The following is a 16,403-nucleotide window of genomic DNA, read 5'->3' as shown; positions in this document are numbered from 1 at the left end:
ATAAGTGAAGAAGCCCCGCACGAGAGTGCGGGGCTTCTTCACGTCTGCAGATCGTGAAAAACACGCTGAATTTACCGGCTTCAGCACTTTCCCATCCAATCCGCAATGAAATCTGCAACGCTATTTGGGCAATTTATATCCAGAACCGGCACGTGCAGGGCCAGTTTCTGGTCGCTGGCGACAGCGATCACATGCTCATCAAGCAGTTCATCAATTCCGCCCTTGATCCCTTCGCGCCATAATATAATTTTAGGTACGGATTCCTCTTTAAAGCCCTCAACCAGCACGATCTCCAGCGCAGAGTGATCCATACGGCTGAGCAGATAAGGCAGATCAATCGACGGCTTTTCCGGTGTTTCACACATCAATGCCCATCGCTCCGAACTGGCCACCATCACCTGATGGGCACCCGCTTTTCTGAGCAGATAGCTGTCTTTACCTGGCGTATCCACATCCATCTGATGATGTGTGTGCTTAATCAGCCCGGCACGAATCCCTTTACTGCTGAGAATGGGTATCACCTGCTGTAACAGCGTCGTTTTACCGGTTCCACTCCAGCCCGCAATCGCAAGTAAGGGTAAGGACATATCAACCTCTCTCATTGAGATCATCGGGCGTATTAATATTGCGAAAGGCAGACTCATCGTCAGCCAGAAGTACTGCATGACCACCGTGATCGCGCAGGAAGTGCATAAGACGTCGTTCACCAGCCTGCAGATAGTCATAGAGCGGTGCAGCCATATCACGATGAATCAGAGCCAGTGTCGGGTGATCGCGCGACTGTGAGCGAACCCAGACGGCTGGCGCGTCTCCGCGTTGCTCAACCAGTTTTTCCACGACGTTAAGCGGCACTGCAGGTGTATCACAGGAGCAAAAAGCGGCCCATTCACCGTCAATGGCGATCAACGCACTGTAGATACCGGCCAGTGGACCCGGATAATCATCAAAAACATCCTGAACAACCCGACACCCGCTTAACTGATAGCGATCAATATTGCGATTGGCATTAATCATGACAATGTCCACTTGTGGCCTGAGCCGTTCAAGGACATGCTGATAAAGTGGCCTGCCATTCAGGTGCACTAATCCTTTGTCCTGACCACCCATGCGGCGGCCCTGACCACCGGCCAGAATGACGCCGGTTAATATTGTCATGAGAGTGTCCTCGCTAATGACGCACTGTGAATACGGGATAATCCTGAATGAAATGCCATCGTTTAAACGAGCTGATCGCGTTGCTGCAACCCGCCTGGCAAAAAGAACCTGACCTTAATCTGGTCACATTTTTGCAGAAACTGGCTCAGGAATCTGGATTCCGTGGCCCGTTAAGTGAATTAACCGACGATGTATTAATTTACCATCTTAAAATGCGTGACTCTGCCAGCGATGATGAAATTCCCGGCCTTAAAAAAGACTATGAAGTTGATTTCAAAACAGCACTGCTCCGCGCACGGGGTGTCATTAAACAGGACGAGTAGTGTTATCCTTGGCAGTTAAATGTAAGGGTGACTACAGGTAAAATGATGAGCGACGCTGCTTTTAACTTCCAGACATTGAATCCCGATGTGCTGCTTGATGCGCTTTGGGAGACAGGAATTCGCGTCGAGTCGGGTCTGACAGCCCTGAACAGCTATGAGAACCGGGTTTATCAGTTCAGCGATGATGAAAAACGACGCTATGTAGCGAAGTTTTATCGTCCACAGCGCTGGCGTGCCGAACAGATTGCTGAAGAGCATCAGTATGCACTCGATCTGCTGGCTGACGAGGTACCCATCGCAGCACCACTGCGGTTAAAGGGTGAAACACTGCACAGCCACGCTGGCTTCTTCTTTGCCGTCTTTCCCAGCCTGGGCGGACGACAATATGAGACAGACAATGAAGACCAGATGGAATGGGTAGGCCGCTTCCTGGGGCGCATTCATCAGACCGGGCGCAAAACGTTATTCAGCAATCGACCGACCATAGGCCTGGATGAATATCTGCATGAACCCCGTCAGGTTCTGGAACAATCACTCTTAGTGCCTGCATCACTTAAGGCTGCACTGCTGCAGGCGCTTGATAAGCTGGGCAACACGCTGCAGCAACAGTGGCACACTACGTGGCAGCCGCTACGATTACATGGCGACTGCCATCCGGGTAATATTCTGTGGCGTGACGGACCGCTGTTTGTCGATCTGGATGATGCCCGTAATGGCCCGGCAGTACAGGATCTGTGGATGCTGATTAGCGGCGATCGACAGGAACAGCGTATTCAGTGGGATATTCTGCTGGAGGCTTACAGTGAATTCAGTGATTTTGATATTAATGAATTGTCACTGATTGAGCCTTTACGCGCTATGCGCATGGTTTATTATCTGGCCTGGGTTGTCCGACGCTGGCAGGATCCCGCTTTTCCTCGCGCTTTCCCCTGGATGACAGATGAAGATTTCTGGCGCAGGCAAATTTCACTCTTTACCGAGCAGGAGAAGCTGTTGCAGGAACCTCCTCTGCAGCTGACACCGCAATATTAATGACGTAGTCAGGAGAATTTTTCACGATGAAAAAAATTTGGTTTGCTCTGATGGGTTTAGTGCTGGCATTCAGCGCGTCCGCTGCCCAGTTCACTGAAGGTAAACAATATGTAAGTCTGCCGAAACCCGTGGCCGGCGAACCTCAGGTGATGGAGTTCTTCTCCTTCTTCTGCCCGCACTGCTATCAGTTTGAACGTATTTATCACGTCAATGACGCGGTGAAAAAGAATCTGCCTGCTGACACCAAACTGGTGAAATACCACGTCGATTTCCTTGGTGGCGATCTGGGACCGGTTGTGACCCAGGCCTGGGCAGTGGCGATGGCGCTGGGCGTTGAAGATAAGGTGACAGTACCGATCTTTGATGGCATCCAGAAAACGCAGACAATCACCGATCCTGCCAGTCTGAAAGAGACGTTTGTCAAAGCGGCCGGTATCTCCGCTGCTGACTATGATGCTGCATGGAACAGCTTCGCCGTAAAAGCGCTGGTTGCACAACAGCAGAAAGCGGCTGCGGATGTTGATCTGCGCGGTGTGCCAGCGATGTTCGTCAATGGTAAATATATGGTGAACAACGGCGGCCTTGATACCAGCTCTATGGACAATTTCGTTGCTGACTACGCGAACGTGGTTAAATTCCTCGTAAGCCAGAAGTAACACGCTTTGTCATATCATTCAACGCCAGCTCAGCTGGCGTTTTTTTATGCTATTGAACAGAGACATAAATTTTGTCCATCTCCAGGGCATAAATTTAATATCCACACAAGGGATCGCGTAATTAAAATTGCCGATCGGGTCACGGAAATTAAATAAGTCAATGAAATATATGGTTTTTATTTGAGGTGTAATCATTTAAGATCCTGAAAAAAAGCGCGTTATAATTTTTACGCACAAAGTTATCCACAGAATGATCGTTGCGATCTTATCTCCAGAACCGTCAAAAACGCGACATATCCTACGCCTTAGTTCACCCTTTCTGCCAGGTTGTGGCATCCTTATAGACCAACCCATAGCAACGAAGACAACACAGACTTATGGCGCAAATAGCAGAAAATCCCCTCATTCTGGTTGATGGCTCATCCTATCTTTATCGCGCGTATCACGCGTTTCCGCCGCTGACCAATAGTGCAGGTGAACCCACTGGTGCCATGTACGGTGTGCTCAACATGCTGAAAAGCCTGCTGGCGCAATACAATCCGAGTCATGTTGCTGTGGTGTTTGATGCCAAAGGCAAAACTTTCCGGGACGAGCTGTTTGAACACTACAAGTCTCATCGTCCACCGATGCCTGATGACTTACGTGCGCAAATCGAGCCGCTGCATGAGATGGTACGGGCGATGGGGCTGCCGTTACTGGCGGTGAGCGGCGTTGAAGCTGATGATGTCATCGGTACGCTGGCGCTGGAAGCAGAGAAAAAAGGCCTCTCAGTGCTGATTAGCACCGGCGACAAAGATATGGCGCAACTGGTCACCCCAGCTATCACGCTGATAAATACCATGAGCAACACCATTCTGGGCCCGGAAGAGGTTGAGCAAAAATATGGTGTGCCGCCCGCCTTGATCATCGATTTTCTGGCCATGATGGGCGACAGCTCAGATAACATCCCAGGCGTGCCGGGTGTGGGTGAAAAAACCGCGCAGGCTCTGCTGCAGGGACTGGGCAGCATGCAGACGATCTATGACAATCTGGACAAGGTGGCCGATCTCGGCTTTCGGGGTGCCAAAACCATGGCGACCAAACTTGAGCAGAATCGTGATGTAGCGTTTCTTTCCTATCAGCTGGCGACCATCAAGACGGACGTTGAGCTGGCGCTGCCCTGTGAAGAGCTCAACGTTACTGAACCTGATGTCGAGGCACTGCAGACCCTGTTCAGTCGCTATGAGTTCAAACGCTGGCTGAGTGACTTGCAGGACGGTAAATGGCTGCAGGGCAAGAAGAACAATACTCAGGCGCAAAAAGCGTTGTCTGATGAGCCAGTTGTAGTCGTTGAAACCAGCAGCGTATTGCCGAGCGAGGGTTATGTCACGATCCTGGATCAGGAACACTTTGATAGCTGGCTGGAGAAGCTGAAAAACAGCGAAGTGTTTGCCTTTGATCTGGAGACCGACGCGCTGGATACCCTGAGCGCTAACATCGTGGGTATCAGCTTCGCAGTAGCGCCCGGTGAAGCCGCCTATCTGCCGGTTGCTCATGACTATCTTGATGCGCCTGATCAACTGGATCGTGCAGCCGTTCTGGCACAGCTCAAGCCTCTGCTTGAAGATGAAAACGCCTGGAAAGTGGGCCAGAACCTGAAATACGACCGTGGCGTGCTGAAGAACTACGATATTGAACTGGCCGGTATCAAATTCGACACCATGCTTGAGTCCTATATTCTCAACAGCGTGGTGGGTAAACATGACATGGATAGCCTGGCCGCTCGCTGGCTTAACCATAAAACGGTCACCTTCCAGGAGATCGCCGGTAAAGGCAAAAATCAGCTGACGTTCAATCAAATCGCGTTAGAGCAGGCTGCTCATTATGCTGCCGAAGATGCCGATGTGACTCTGCAGTTGCATCTGAAGATGTGGCCAGAGCTGGAGAAAGAAGCGGGCCCGAAAAAAGTGTTCGAACAGATTGAGATGCCGTTACTGACCGTCATCTCCCGGATAGAACGCAATGGCGTGCTAATCGATCAATCGATCCTGGCGCAACACTCCAAAGAGCTGACTGCCCGACTGGCTGAGCTTGAGTTGAAAGCGCATGAGCTGGCGGGAGAGCCTTTTAACCTCTCATCCACTAAGCAGCTTCAGGTGATCCTGTTTGAAAAACAGGGCATTAAACCTACTAAGAAAACACCAGGCGGTGCGCCGTCAACCAGCGAAGAGGTGTTAGCTGAGCTGGCACTCGACTATCCACTTCCAAAAGTGATTCTGGAGCATCGCGGTTTATCCAAACTCAAGTCGACCTATACGGATAAATTACCGCTGATGATTAATCCGATAAGCGGGCGCGTGCATACCTCTTATCATCAGGCTGTTACCGCTACCGGACGCTTATCTTCTGCCGATCCGAATCTGCAAAACATCCCGGTGCGTAATGACGAAGGACGCCGGATCCGCCAGGCATTTGTAGCGGCCAAAGGCCATCGCATTGTGGCGGCAGACTATTCACAAATTGAACTGCGTATCATGGCGCATCTCTCTCAGGACAAAGGATTGCTGGACGCGTTTGCCCAGGGCGAAGATATTCACCGTGCCACGGCATCCGAAGTGTTTGGTGTGGCGCTGGATAAGGTCAGCGGCGAACAGCGTCGCAGTGCCAAAGCGATCAACTTTGGTCTGATTTATGGTATGAGCGCCTTTGGCCTGTCGCGTCAGCTGAATATCGGTGCGGGCGAAGCGAAAAAGTATATGGATCTCTATTTTGAACGTTACCCGGGCGTACTGCGTTATATGGAGAACACCCGTCAGCTGGCGGCGAGTAACGGCTATGTTGAAACGCTGGAAGGTCGTCGGCTGTGGCTGCCAGATATTAAATCCAGCAACGCCATTCGCCGGAAAGCCGCAGAACGCGCCGCGATCAATGCGCCAATGCAGGGAACCGCAGCGGATATTATCAAGCGGGCAATGATTGCGGTGGATGAATGGCTTGAACAGCAAAACGACAATGCCGTCAGAATGATCATGCAGGTTCACGATGAACTGGTATTCGAAGTGAAAGCGGAGGCCGTTGAAGAGGCCAGCCAGAAAATCCGTGCGCTAATGGAAGGTAGCGTGCAGCTCGACGTGCCTTTACTGGTTGAAGTCGGAGTGGGTAATAACTGGGATGAAGCCCACTGATTCAGCGTCTGAGGCCGGTTCCGTAAAATGGAATTGGCCTGTCATCAGGCATAAGTAAATCGTTTAGTTAACGGGCTCAGCGCGGTCAACGCTGGTACTGAGATAATGTGTTTTTCTAACTGCTTATCGGCTAAACACTTTTTCCGTCATTTAACTACATTGCAACGTTGTTTTTGTGACGCACGTGGTAAAAAAAGCCTTGTTTGATGTAAGTAAGCAACAAAAAAGCCTTTGTCACGCACAGAAAATCAGGTAAAGTTCGTCGCGTAGGGTACAGAGGTAAGATGTTCTATCTTTCAGACCTTTTACTTCACGTAATCGGATTTGGCTGAATTTAGCCGCCCCAGTCATTCTGTGACTGGGGCGTTTTTTATTGGGCTTTTTGCACCACCGGTTTCAGCGGCACAGGGCTGCTACTCACTCTTCCGCGTCCTGATCCACCACTGCCGGTTCAAACGTTGTGAACCAGCTGTCCAGTTTCTGACGAACCTTATCTACGCCGATTTTCTTAAGCGATGAGAAGAGTTCTACCTGCACATCACCTACAAATTCGAGTGCAGCTTCACGCACAACATTAAGCTGTGCTTTACGCGCACCTGAGGCGAGCTTGTCTGCCTTAGTGAGGAGCAACAGCACCGGAATGCCGCTTTCAACGGACCAGTTAATCATCTGTCGATCGAGATCTTTCAGCGGGTGACGGATATCCATCAGGATCACCAGGCCTTTCAGCGCCTGACGTTTTTGCAGGTATTCACCTAACGCACGCTGCCACTTCAGCTTCATCTCTTCCGGGACTTCGGCATAACCGTAACCGGGCAGGTCGACCAGACGCTTACCTTCTTTCACTTCAAACAGGTTAATCAGCTGCGTACGTCCCGGCGTTTTACTGGTACGCGCCAGACCCTTCTGATTGGTTAACGTATTCAGCGCACTCGATTTTCCCGCGTTCGAGCGGCCAGCAAAAGCCACTTCAATTCCGGTATCGGCAGGCAGATGGCGGATATCCGGCGCGCTCATGACAAAGTGGGTAACGTGATAATTCAATTCAGACAAGGTGACACTCCAGAAAACGCATTAAGGCAATGCGGCCGATTATACGCGTTATGGCGCGAAAGTGCTCAACCGCGTCTGATTAGTCAGATTTGTAAGAGATTTGCCATTACCACTGCGAGTTATTTCGCTTTTTACTTTAATTACTAAAAATAAAAAATCTTATTATTTAATATCTTATCTAGAATGGTTCTTTTTTTGAACTAACTATTTGTGGCGCTGACTTGAGGCTTTTACCAGATGGTCTACATTATTGTGCAGTGCACGGCAGCACCCATCAGGATGATGCGCTCAGGGATACCAGGAGGGTAGAGAGCGATGGAATGGAAATGAGTCAGGGATACGCTCAGACAGGGATAAGGAAAAGCTCAGGAGTTGAGCAGGCGCGGGATTGACCGGGATGTTACGAGCCGAAAAGGATTTAAAACATGATTCCTTCTTATGAAGGTATGAAATAAGGCGACAGCTTGAGCTGTCGCCTTTTTTCTTTGTCTGGTTTCTGCTAGATTTCGCCGCAATTGTATACTGAATAAAAAAAGCCGGGACCGAATACTATGAAGCAACCTGCACGAGCTGTTCACGGCAAACCTGCCGCCAAAGCCAAACGCAAATCGCGTGATGATATCAACAACGAAGCACGCGATCGCAAACGTGATAAAAAGCATCGTGGACATGCTTCTGGCAGCCGTGCTAATCCAGCGGCGTCCGATAGCAATGGCGGGAGTCAGGCTAATAACGTGAAAGATCCGCGCATCGGCAGTAAAAAGCCGGTGGCCCTGATCGCTGACGGAAAAACCGCAGCCGTTAAGCCAAAGAAAAGCGTGGAAAAACCTGCAGCTGAGAAAAAAGCACGCCTGACGCCAGAAGAAGAGCTGGCGAAGCTGGAAAATGATGAGCGTCTTGATGCGCTGCTGGATCGACTGGAAAATGGCGAAACCCTGTCGGCTGAAGATCAGGGCTGGCTGGATGCCTCGCTGGACCGTATTGACGAACTGATGGAGCAGTTAGGCATTGTGATGGATGATGCTGAAGATGAGCAGGCTGAAGAAGATATGTACCGTCTGCTGAAGGGCAACTAAGCAAATTTGATCGGCATGCGGTCTCCGCATGCCGCGCTTATCAGGTAAACGACAATGTTTTGGCCTGGATCAATTTTCGCGCTGCTGGCGACATGTTATCTGCTGTGGTTATTGTTTAAACTACGACGCCTGTCGCGGCTGAAGCAACGTTTACGTCGGGTCTCAACCCGCTCACCTTTCATCTCCTCTTCTTCGCGACCTTCTCTCAGACGCCGTCACCGGAAGGAGTGAGCATGCCATCGCAGCAGATTGAGTGGGATCAGGCGTTAATTGAAAAGTACAATTACGCTGGCCCGCGTTATACCTCTTATCCCACCGCGCTGGAGTTCAGCGAGCAGTACGCGGAAACTGATTTCCAGCGTGCCGTCGCGCGTTATCCGGATCGTCCGCTGTCGCTCTATGTTCATATTCCCTTCTGCCATCGTCTCTGCTACTTCTGCGGCTGTAATAAGATCGTGACGCGTCAGCGCCACAAAGCGGACCGCTATCTGGACGTGCTTGAGCAGGAAATCATTCAGCGCGCGCCGCTGTTTCGCGAGCGTAAAGTCACGCAGCTTCACTGGGGCGGCGGCACGCCAACCTTTCTCGACAATACGCAGATTTCACGGCTGGTGGGTTTACTGAAGCAGCACTTCAGCGTGGCTGAGGACGCCGAAATGTCGATCGAGGTTGATCCGCGGGAAATTGAGCTGGATGTGATTGATCACCTGCGATCGCTGGGATTCAATCGTCTGAGCATGGGCGTACAGGATTTTAATAAATCGGTGCAGGAACGGGTTAATCGGGTGCAGGATGAAGAGGTGATTTTCGGCCTGATGGCGCGCGCCCGTGAGCAGGGCTTCAGCTCTGTCAGCATCGATCTGATCTATGGCTTACCCCTGCAAACGCCCGCCAGCTTTGCCTGGACGCTGGAGCGGGTACTGGCGCTGAGCCCGGACCGGCTTAGTGTATTTAACTATGCGCATCTGCCGTCAATGTTCGCGGCACAGCGTAAAATTAAAGAGGATGAACTGCCCTCCGCGCAGCAAAAGCTGGATATCCTGCAACAGACCATTGCGACGCTGACTCAGCAAGGCTACCAGTTTATCGGGATGGATCACTTTGCAAAGCCGCAGGATGAGCTGGCCATCGCGCAGCGTGAAGGGCAGTTGCATCGCAATTTCCAGGGATACACGACGCAGGGCGACAGTGACTTACTGGGGCTTGGCGTCTCAGCCATCAGCATGACTGGCGACAGTTATGCGCAGAATCAGAAAGACCTCAACACCTGGTATGCATGTGTGGAACAGCAGGGAAATGGCCTGTGGCGCGGCATCGCCCTAACCGACGATGATTGCCTGCGGCGTGACGTGATTAAAATGCTGATTTGTAACTTCTCGCTGGATTTTGCCGCGACTGAAGCGCGATGGGGCATCCGCTTTAGCGACTATTTTGCTGAGGACATGGCGGTGCTGAAGCCGTTAATTGCTGACGGGCTGGTGGTACAAACTGCTAAAGGGCTTGAGGTGACCGGCATTGGCCGATTACTGATCCGCAATATCTGCATGTGCTTTGATCGCTATCTGCGTCAGAAAGTGCGTCAGCAGCAATTCTCCCGCGTTATCTGACGAAACGGGCTGGCATGTCATGCCAGCCCGTACCGAACCGCTTATTCCATGCCAAGCTCTTTCAGCTTGCGCGTCAGCGTGTTTCGTCCCCAGCCCAGCAAACGAGCAGCTTCCTGTTTGTGGCCTTGCGTATGACGCAGCGCAGTGGTGAGCAGCGTTCGCTCCATCTCCGGTTGTGCTTCCGACAGCAGATTCTGATGACCGGAACGCAGTGCGCGGTCGGCCCACTGTGCCAGCAGCGTAGCCCAGCTGTCAGGCAGCGACTGCACCGGATTTTCCGGGGTGCTGGACTCAAACAGTTCGCTGGGCAGATCCTGAATCAGCACTTCCTGACCCGCAGCCATGACCGTCAGCCAGCGACAGGTGTTTTCCAGCTGACGTACGTTACCGGACCAGTGCAGCCGGGTTAAGGCTGTTTCGGTTTCCGGGTGCAGAATCTTCGCTTCCACACCCAGTTCACGAGCCGCCACCTGCAGGAAATAACGCGCCAGACGTGGGATATCCTCACGACGCTCACGCAACGGCGGCAGATGCACACGAATCACATTCAGGCGGTGGAACAGGTCCTCACGGAACTTGCCTTCCTGCACACGCAATTCCAGATTCTGGTGGGTTGCCGCAATAATACGCACATCCACTTTGACGGGTGCATAACCACCGACGCGATAGAACTGACCATCGGCCAGCACGCGCAGCAGTCGGGTCTGCACATCCAGCGGCATATCACCGATCTCATCCAGAAACAGCGTGCCGCCATCCGCCTGCTCAAAACGGCCCTGACGGATCTGGTTCGCGCCGGTAAAGGCCCCTTTCTCGTGACCAAACAGCTCTGACTCAATCAAATCTTTGGGTATTGCAGCCATGTTCAGTGCGATAAAGGGCGCTTTGGTGCGTGGGCTGTGGCGATGTAGCGCATGGGCCACCAGCTCTTTACCGGTACCGGACTCACCGTTAATCAGCACGCTTATCGAAGAGCGCGATAAGCGCCCGATGATACGAAACACATCCTGCATCGCAGGCGCTTCACCAATAATATCGGTAGTTGGTCCGCTGACCGGCTGATTACGTGGCTGCTGCTGTTCCTGGTAGTGGCTGATCGCTCGCTCTACCAGTGCAACGGCTTCGTCGATATCAAACGGCTTAGGCAGGTAATCAAATGCGCCCTGCTGATAGGCGCTGACGGCAGCATCCAGATCCGAATGCGCCGTCATTATGATGACCGGAAGCATGGGATGACGCTGTTTAATCTGCTTCAGTAGCGCCAGGCCATCCATACCGGGCATGCGAATGTCTGACAGTAAAACGTCCGGGGTCTTGGTTGAGAGGGCATCCAGCACCTCGCTTGCGCTGTCAAAAGTCGCGCAGCTCAAACCGGCTCCAGTGAGCGCGCGTTCAAGCACCCAGCGGATGGAGCTATCGTCATCGACGATCCAGACTATCCCTCGTTGCATAGAAACCTCACTGGCGAATAGGCAGGTAAACCGAAAATTCGGTGTGTCCCGGCCAACTGTTAAATTCTATTTTTCCTGAATGTTGATCAATCAGGCTACGGGCGATGGAGAGGCCTAAACCGGTTCCGCCTTCACGTCCGCTGACCATCGGATAAAACAGCGTATCCTGCAGCTGGGCCGGAATGCCGGGGCCATCATCTTCAATATCAATACGTGCTACCAGGCGATAACGCGTGCCGTGCAGCGTGAGCTGGAAAGCGGTGCGGGTGCGGATAATGATGGTGCCGCCATCGTCTCCCAGCGCCTGAAGCGCATTGCGCACCACGTTAAGCAGTACCTGTTCAATCTGATCGGGGTCGTGCGGCAGTTCCGGCAGGCTGGGGTCATAATCCCGTACCAGCGAGACATTCTCCGGCAGCTCCATCGAGACCAGATTAACTACGCGCTCAGCCACCTGATGAATGCTCTGCGTGATGTGCATACCCGGCTGCTGCGGCCCTAACAGACGATCCACCAGATTCCGTAACCGGTCGGCCTGCTCAATAATGACTTTGGTGTATTCGTTCAGCGAGGGATCGGGCAGGGCGCGGGATAAAAGCTGTGCCGCGCCGCGCAACCCTCCCAGCGGATTTTTAATCTCATGAGCCAGACCACGAACCAGATCGCGAGCGGCCACCTGCTGAGCATGCTGTAGCTGCTCCTGACTGAGCCGACGCTGATTATCCATCGGCGCCATCTCCATCAGAATTAAGCCATCGGGCAATCGCTGGGCGGTCAGCGACATAATGTGTGCGCGACCATCAACGACCAGCGTAACCTCACTGTCAGTGAATCCCTGGCCAGCCTCAAGACTCTCGCGCATCACCTCAATATTCAGCGAAAAGTAGCCGGTTAATTCCGGTAACGGCGTGCCGAACAGCTTGCGTGAGCTTTGCGCCAGTAATTGCTGCGCCGCCGGGTTGGCGTAATGGATAACCAGATCGTTATCCACCAACAAAATACTGTTGATTAAAGCATTGAGAATCTGCCCTGCATCGGGCAGAGAGCCAGTTGCCATAAAACGTACCTCTGCACCAATCAGGTGCATTTTAGTCTTAAAGCCGTAAGGAGGGCGAATGAACGGTAAATTCGCGGAGAAAAAAGCCCATCCGAAGATGGGCTAAAAGTTTCCACGGCAACAAAATCGTTTGACCAGTTAAACGCTGTAGTAAAGCTCGAACTCAACCGGGTGTGGCGTCATGCGAACACGATCCATCTCTGCTTTACGCAGTTCGATGTAAGCATCGATCGATTCGTCAGTGAATACACCGCCGCGGGTCAGGAACTCGCGATCTTCGTTCAGTGAATTCAGCGCTTCTTCCAGAGAGCCCGCAACTTTTGGAATCTCAGCTTCTTCTTCCGGTGGCAGGTCATACAGGTTCTTGTCCATCGCATCACCAGGATGGATTTTGTTGATGATGCCATCCAGGCCAGCCATCAGCAGTGCGGTGAACGCCAGGTATGGGTTAGCCGCTGGGTCCGGGAAGCGCGCTTCGATACGACGGGCTTTCGGGCTGGCAACAACCGGAATACGGATTGAAGCTGAACGGTTACGGGCAGAGTAAGCCAGCATAACCGGTGCTTCATAACCCGGAACCAGACGCTTGTAAGAGTTCGTGGTCGGGTTCGCCAGTGCGTTAATTGCTTTAGCGTGCTTGATGATGCCACCGATGTAGAACAGCGCCATTTCAGACAGGCCGCCGTACTTATCGCCGGCAAACAGGTTCTGGCCACCTTTAGAGAGTGACATATGGCAGTGCATGCCTGAACCGTTGTCGCCAAACATTGGCTTCGGCATAAAGGTCGCGGTTTTGCCGTAAGCATGAGCAACGTTGTGGACGACATATTTGTAGATCTGAATTTCGTCAGCTTTTTTGGTCATGGTATTGAAGCGGGTAGCCACTTCGTTCTGACCCGCAGTCGCCACTTCGTGGTGATGTGCTTCAACAACCAGGCCCATCTGCTCCATGGTCAGACACATGGCAGAACGGATGTCCTGTGATGAGTCGACTGGTGGAACCGGGAAGTAGCCGCCTTTCAGACCTGGACGGTGACCTTTGTTACCGCCTTCGTACTCTTTACCGGTGTTCCATGCCGCTTCGATATCGTCGATAGCCACATGTGAACCGGAAGTCGATGAACCGAAACGGATGTCATCGAACAGGAAGAATTCTGGTTCTGGTCCAAACAGCACGGTATCCGCGATGCCGGAAGAGCGCAGGTAATCTTCAGCGCGTTTTGCGATAGAACGTGGATCGCGGTCGTAGCCCTGCATAGTGCCTGGCTCAAGGATGTCACAACGGATGATGAGCGTAGAATCTTCGAAGAAAGGATCCATGACTGCCGTGGTAGCGTCAGGCATCAGCACCATGTCTGATTCGTTAATGCCTTTCCAGCCGCCAATAGACGAACCATCGAACATTTTGCCTTCTTCGAAGAAGTCAGCGTTAACCTGGTGAGCAGGGATCGTAACGTGCTGTTCTTTACCTTTGGTATCGGTAAAACGCAGGTCAACAAACTTAACTTCATGCTCGTTCATCATCGAGAGAACGTGTTCAGCGGACATACTCAACTCTCCTGGAAATGGTCTTTCATTATCTACATGGCGAGGAAACGTCGTTTCCGGAATGCGCAGCGGGAAAACAACTCCCTGACTAACCGCTTCCGGCACGCTCTTCAACCGACATCTGACTGGCGATTACGCTTGATTTAGATAAAGCGAATTCTGTGCCAACTTTTCTGATGCTGCTTAAATCGCCTTGTGATGCACCTTTTTGTCATAAAGCACCTGCACCATGATGGTCTTTATGCACTAAAGTGGTGCTTTGTGGCGATTTATTAGCACTATTTTGGTGCATGAGACCAACTTAGTGCATTTTCTGCACCGGGAACAGGGCAAATTTGCACCTATCTAATAAACTTTCAGTGAAAAGTGTGATGGTGTTCAGTCTTCCGCTTAATCAGTGTACAATAACGCGCTATTTCTAATGCCTGAGGCAAAGCTGTGATCGAAAATTTGCGTAACATCGCCATCATCGCGCACGTTGACCATGGAAAGACCACCCTGGTTGACAAACTGCTGCAACAATCCGGTACTTTTGATGCCCGTACCGAAGCAACAGAGCGCGTGATGGACTCCAATGATTTGGAGAAAGAGCGTGGGATTACCATCCTCGCAAAAAACACCGCCATTAAGTGGAATGACTACCGTATCAACATCGTTGATACCCCAGGACACGCCGACTTCGGTGGTGAAGTTGAGCGCGTCATGTCCATGGTGGACTCGGTGCTGCTGGTTGTAGATGCGATGGATGGCCCTATGCCGCAAACCCGCTTCGTGACCAAAAAAGCGTTCGCGCATGGTCTGAAGCCGATTGTGGTTATCAACAAAGTAGACCGCCCTGGTGCGCGTCCGGATTGGGTTGTGGATCAGGTATTTGACCTGTTCGTTAACCTGGATGCGACTGACGAGCAGCTCGACTTCCCTATCATTTTCGCCTCTGCGCTGAATGGTATCGCGGGTCTTGAGCACACCGACATGGCTGACGATATGACTCCGCTGTATCAGGCGATCGTTGACCACGTTGCGCCTCCGCAGGTTGAGGCTGATGCGCCACTGCAGATGCAGATCTCTCAGCTGGACTACAACAACTACCTGGGCGTGATCGGCATCGGCCGCATCAAGCGCGGTAAAGTTAAGCCGAACCAGCAAGTCACTATCGTTGATAGCGAAGGCAAAACCCGTAACGGTAAAGTCGGTAAAGTCCTGACTCACCTGGGTCTTGAGCGTATCGACAGCGATCTGGCTGAAGCGGGCGATATCATTGCCATCACCGGTCTGGGCGAGCTAAACATCTCTGACACCATCTGTGATCCGCAGAATGTGCAGGCGCTGCCAGCACTGAGCGTTGATGAGCCAACCGTAACCATGTTCTTTAACGTCAACACCTCACCGTTCTGCGGTAAAGAAGGTAAGTACGTGACTTCACGTCAGATCCTTGAGCGTCTGAACAAAGAACTGGTTCACAACGTGGCTCTGCGCGTTGAAGAAACCGAAGATTCTGATGCGTTCCGCGTGTCAGGTCGTGGTGAGCTTCACCTTTCTGTTCTGATCGAAAACATGCGTCGTGAAGGTTTCGAACTGGCGGTATCCCGTCCGAAAGTTATCTTCCGCGAGATCGATGGCCGTAAACAAGAGCCATTCGAGAACGTTACGCTGGATATCGAAGAGACGCATCAGGGTTCCGTTATGCAAGCCATGGGTGAGCGTAAAGGCGATCTGAAAAACATGGATCCGGATGGCAAAGGCCGCGTACGTCTCGACTACGTGATTCCTAGCCGTGGCCTGATTGGCTTCCGTAACGAATTCATGACGATGACTTCCGGTACCGGTCTGCTCTACTCTACCTTCAGCCACTACGACGATATCCGTCCAGGCGAAGTGGGCCAGCGTCAGAACGGCGTTCTGATCTCTAACGGTCAGGGTAAAGCTGTAGCGTTCGCTCTGTTCGGTCTGCAGGATCGCGGTAAGCTGTTCCTGGGCCATGGTGCAGAAGTCTATGAAGGCCAGATCATCGGTATTCACAGCCGTTCTAACGACCTGACCGTAAACTGTCTGACCGGTAAGAAGCTGACCAACATGCGTGCTTCAGGTACTGATGAAGCAACGACACTGGTACCACCGCAGAAAATGACGCTGGAACAGGCGATCGAGTTCATCGATGATGACGAACTGGTCGAAGTGACTCCACTGTCAGTGCGTATCCGTAAGCGTCACCTGACCGAAAACGACCGTAAACGTGCTTCACGTGGTCCTAAAGACGCATAATTGCGCCTTTAAAGAATAA

At 52.0% G+C, this 16,403-nt stretch carries 13 protein-coding genes; 7 read left to right on the top strand and 6 right to left on the bottom strand.

Annotation, left to right across the window (positions count from 1 at the left end):
* Positions 1-80 precede the first annotated feature (80 nt).
* Positions 81-587, bottom strand: a complete 507-nt coding sequence (mobB, locus tag P2R09_RS14775; RefSeq protein ID WP_275770859.1) for a molybdopterin-guanine dinucleotide biosynthesis protein MobB — start codon at positions 585-587, stop codon at positions 81-83.
* A gap of 1 nt (position 588) precedes the next feature.
* The gene (mobA, locus tag P2R09_RS14770) at positions 589-1,155 is read right to left on the bottom strand and encodes a molybdenum cofactor guanylyltransferase MobA (RefSeq protein WP_275770857.1); all 567 of its coding nucleotides are present in this window, start codon (positions 1,153-1,155) and stop codon (positions 589-591) included.
* 47 nt (positions 1,156-1,202) lie between these two features.
* On the opposite strand from mobA, the gene P2R09_RS14765 reads away from it, so the two are divergent.
* From P2R09_RS14765 to polA, 4 genes are all read left to right on the top strand, one after another.
* Entirely contained in the window at positions 1,203-1,478 is a 276-nt protein-coding gene (locus tag P2R09_RS14765; protein ID WP_003850728.1) for a YihD family protein, read from the top strand.
* A gap of 45 nt (positions 1,479-1,523) precedes the next feature.
* On the top strand, positions 1,524-2,510 hold the full coding sequence (locus P2R09_RS14760) for a serine/threonine protein kinase (protein WP_275770864.1): 987 nt from the start codon (positions 1,524-1,526) through the stop codon (positions 2,508-2,510).
* Positions 2,511-2,536: 26 nt separating this feature from the next.
* The gene (dsbA, locus tag P2R09_RS14755; RefSeq protein WP_003850731.1) at positions 2,537-3,166 is read left to right on the top strand and encodes a thiol:disulfide interchange protein DsbA; all 630 of its coding nucleotides are present in this window, start codon (positions 2,537-2,539) and stop codon (positions 3,164-3,166) included.
* Positions 3,167-3,543: 377 nt separating this feature from the next.
* A complete protein-coding gene (polA, locus tag P2R09_RS14750) occupies positions 3,544-6,330 on the top strand; it encodes a DNA polymerase I (protein WP_275770854.1) in 2,787 nt (928 codons plus the stop codon).
* Between the two features lie 417 nt (positions 6,331-6,747).
* On the opposite strand, the gene yihA is transcribed toward polA, so the two are convergent.
* On the bottom strand, positions 6,748-7,347 hold the full coding sequence (gene yihA / locus P2R09_RS14745; RefSeq protein WP_275770862.1) for a ribosome biogenesis GTP-binding protein YihA/YsxC: 600 nt from the start codon (positions 7,345-7,347) through the stop codon (positions 6,748-6,750).
* Positions 7,348-7,934: 587 nt separating this feature from the next.
* Here yihA and yihI point away from each other — a divergent pair.
* Both yihI and hemN read left to right on the top strand, forming a co-directional pair.
* Complete coding sequence (yihI, locus tag P2R09_RS14740) at positions 7,935-8,459, top strand: Der GTPase-activating protein YihI (RefSeq protein WP_003850736.1); 525 nt, start codon at positions 7,935-7,937, stop codon at positions 8,457-8,459.
* Between the two features lie 233 nt (positions 8,460-8,692).
* Positions 8,693-10,066 (top strand): oxygen-independent coproporphyrinogen III oxidase, encoded by a 1,374-nt coding sequence (gene hemN, locus P2R09_RS14735; protein WP_275770852.1) that lies wholly within the window; start codon positions 8,693-8,695, stop codon positions 10,064-10,066.
* A gap of 41 nt (positions 10,067-10,107) precedes the next feature.
* Here hemN and glnG read toward each other — a convergent pair whose 3' ends face one another.
* The 3 genes from glnG to glnA all read right to left on the bottom strand — a co-directional run bounded on the left by glnG (position 10,108) and on the right by glnA (position 14,122).
* Complete coding sequence (gene glnG, locus P2R09_RS14730; protein ID WP_008926972.1) at positions 10,108-11,517, bottom strand: nitrogen regulation protein NR(I); 1,410 nt, start codon at positions 11,515-11,517, stop codon at positions 10,108-10,110.
* A gap of 7 nt (positions 11,518-11,524) precedes the next feature.
* Positions 11,525-12,574 (bottom strand): nitrogen regulation protein NR(II), encoded by a 1,050-nt coding sequence (gene glnL / locus P2R09_RS14725; RefSeq protein ID WP_008926971.1) that lies wholly within the window; start codon positions 12,572-12,574, stop codon positions 11,525-11,527.
* 138 nt (positions 12,575-12,712) lie between these two features.
* Positions 12,713-14,122: a glutamate--ammonia ligase gene (gene glnA / locus P2R09_RS14720; RefSeq protein ID WP_003850740.1), complete on the bottom strand. Its 1,410-nt coding sequence runs from the start codon at positions 14,120-14,122 to the stop codon at positions 12,713-12,715.
* A gap of 438 nt (positions 14,123-14,560) precedes the next feature.
* Here glnA and typA point away from each other — a divergent pair, with 438 nt between their 5' ends.
* Positions 14,561-16,384, top strand: coding sequence for a ribosome-dependent GTPase TypA (gene typA, locus P2R09_RS14715; RefSeq protein WP_003850742.1), 1,824 nt, complete (start codon positions 14,561-14,563; stop codon positions 16,382-16,384).
* Positions 16,385-16,403: the final 19 nt, after the last annotated feature.

Source organism: Pantoea sp. Cr_R13 (genome assembly GCF_029222565.1).
Classification (GTDB): Bacteria; Pseudomonadota; Gammaproteobacteria; order Enterobacterales; family Enterobacteriaceae; genus Pantoea; species Pantoea eucalypti.
This window is presented reverse-complemented; position numbering and strand designations above follow the sequence as displayed.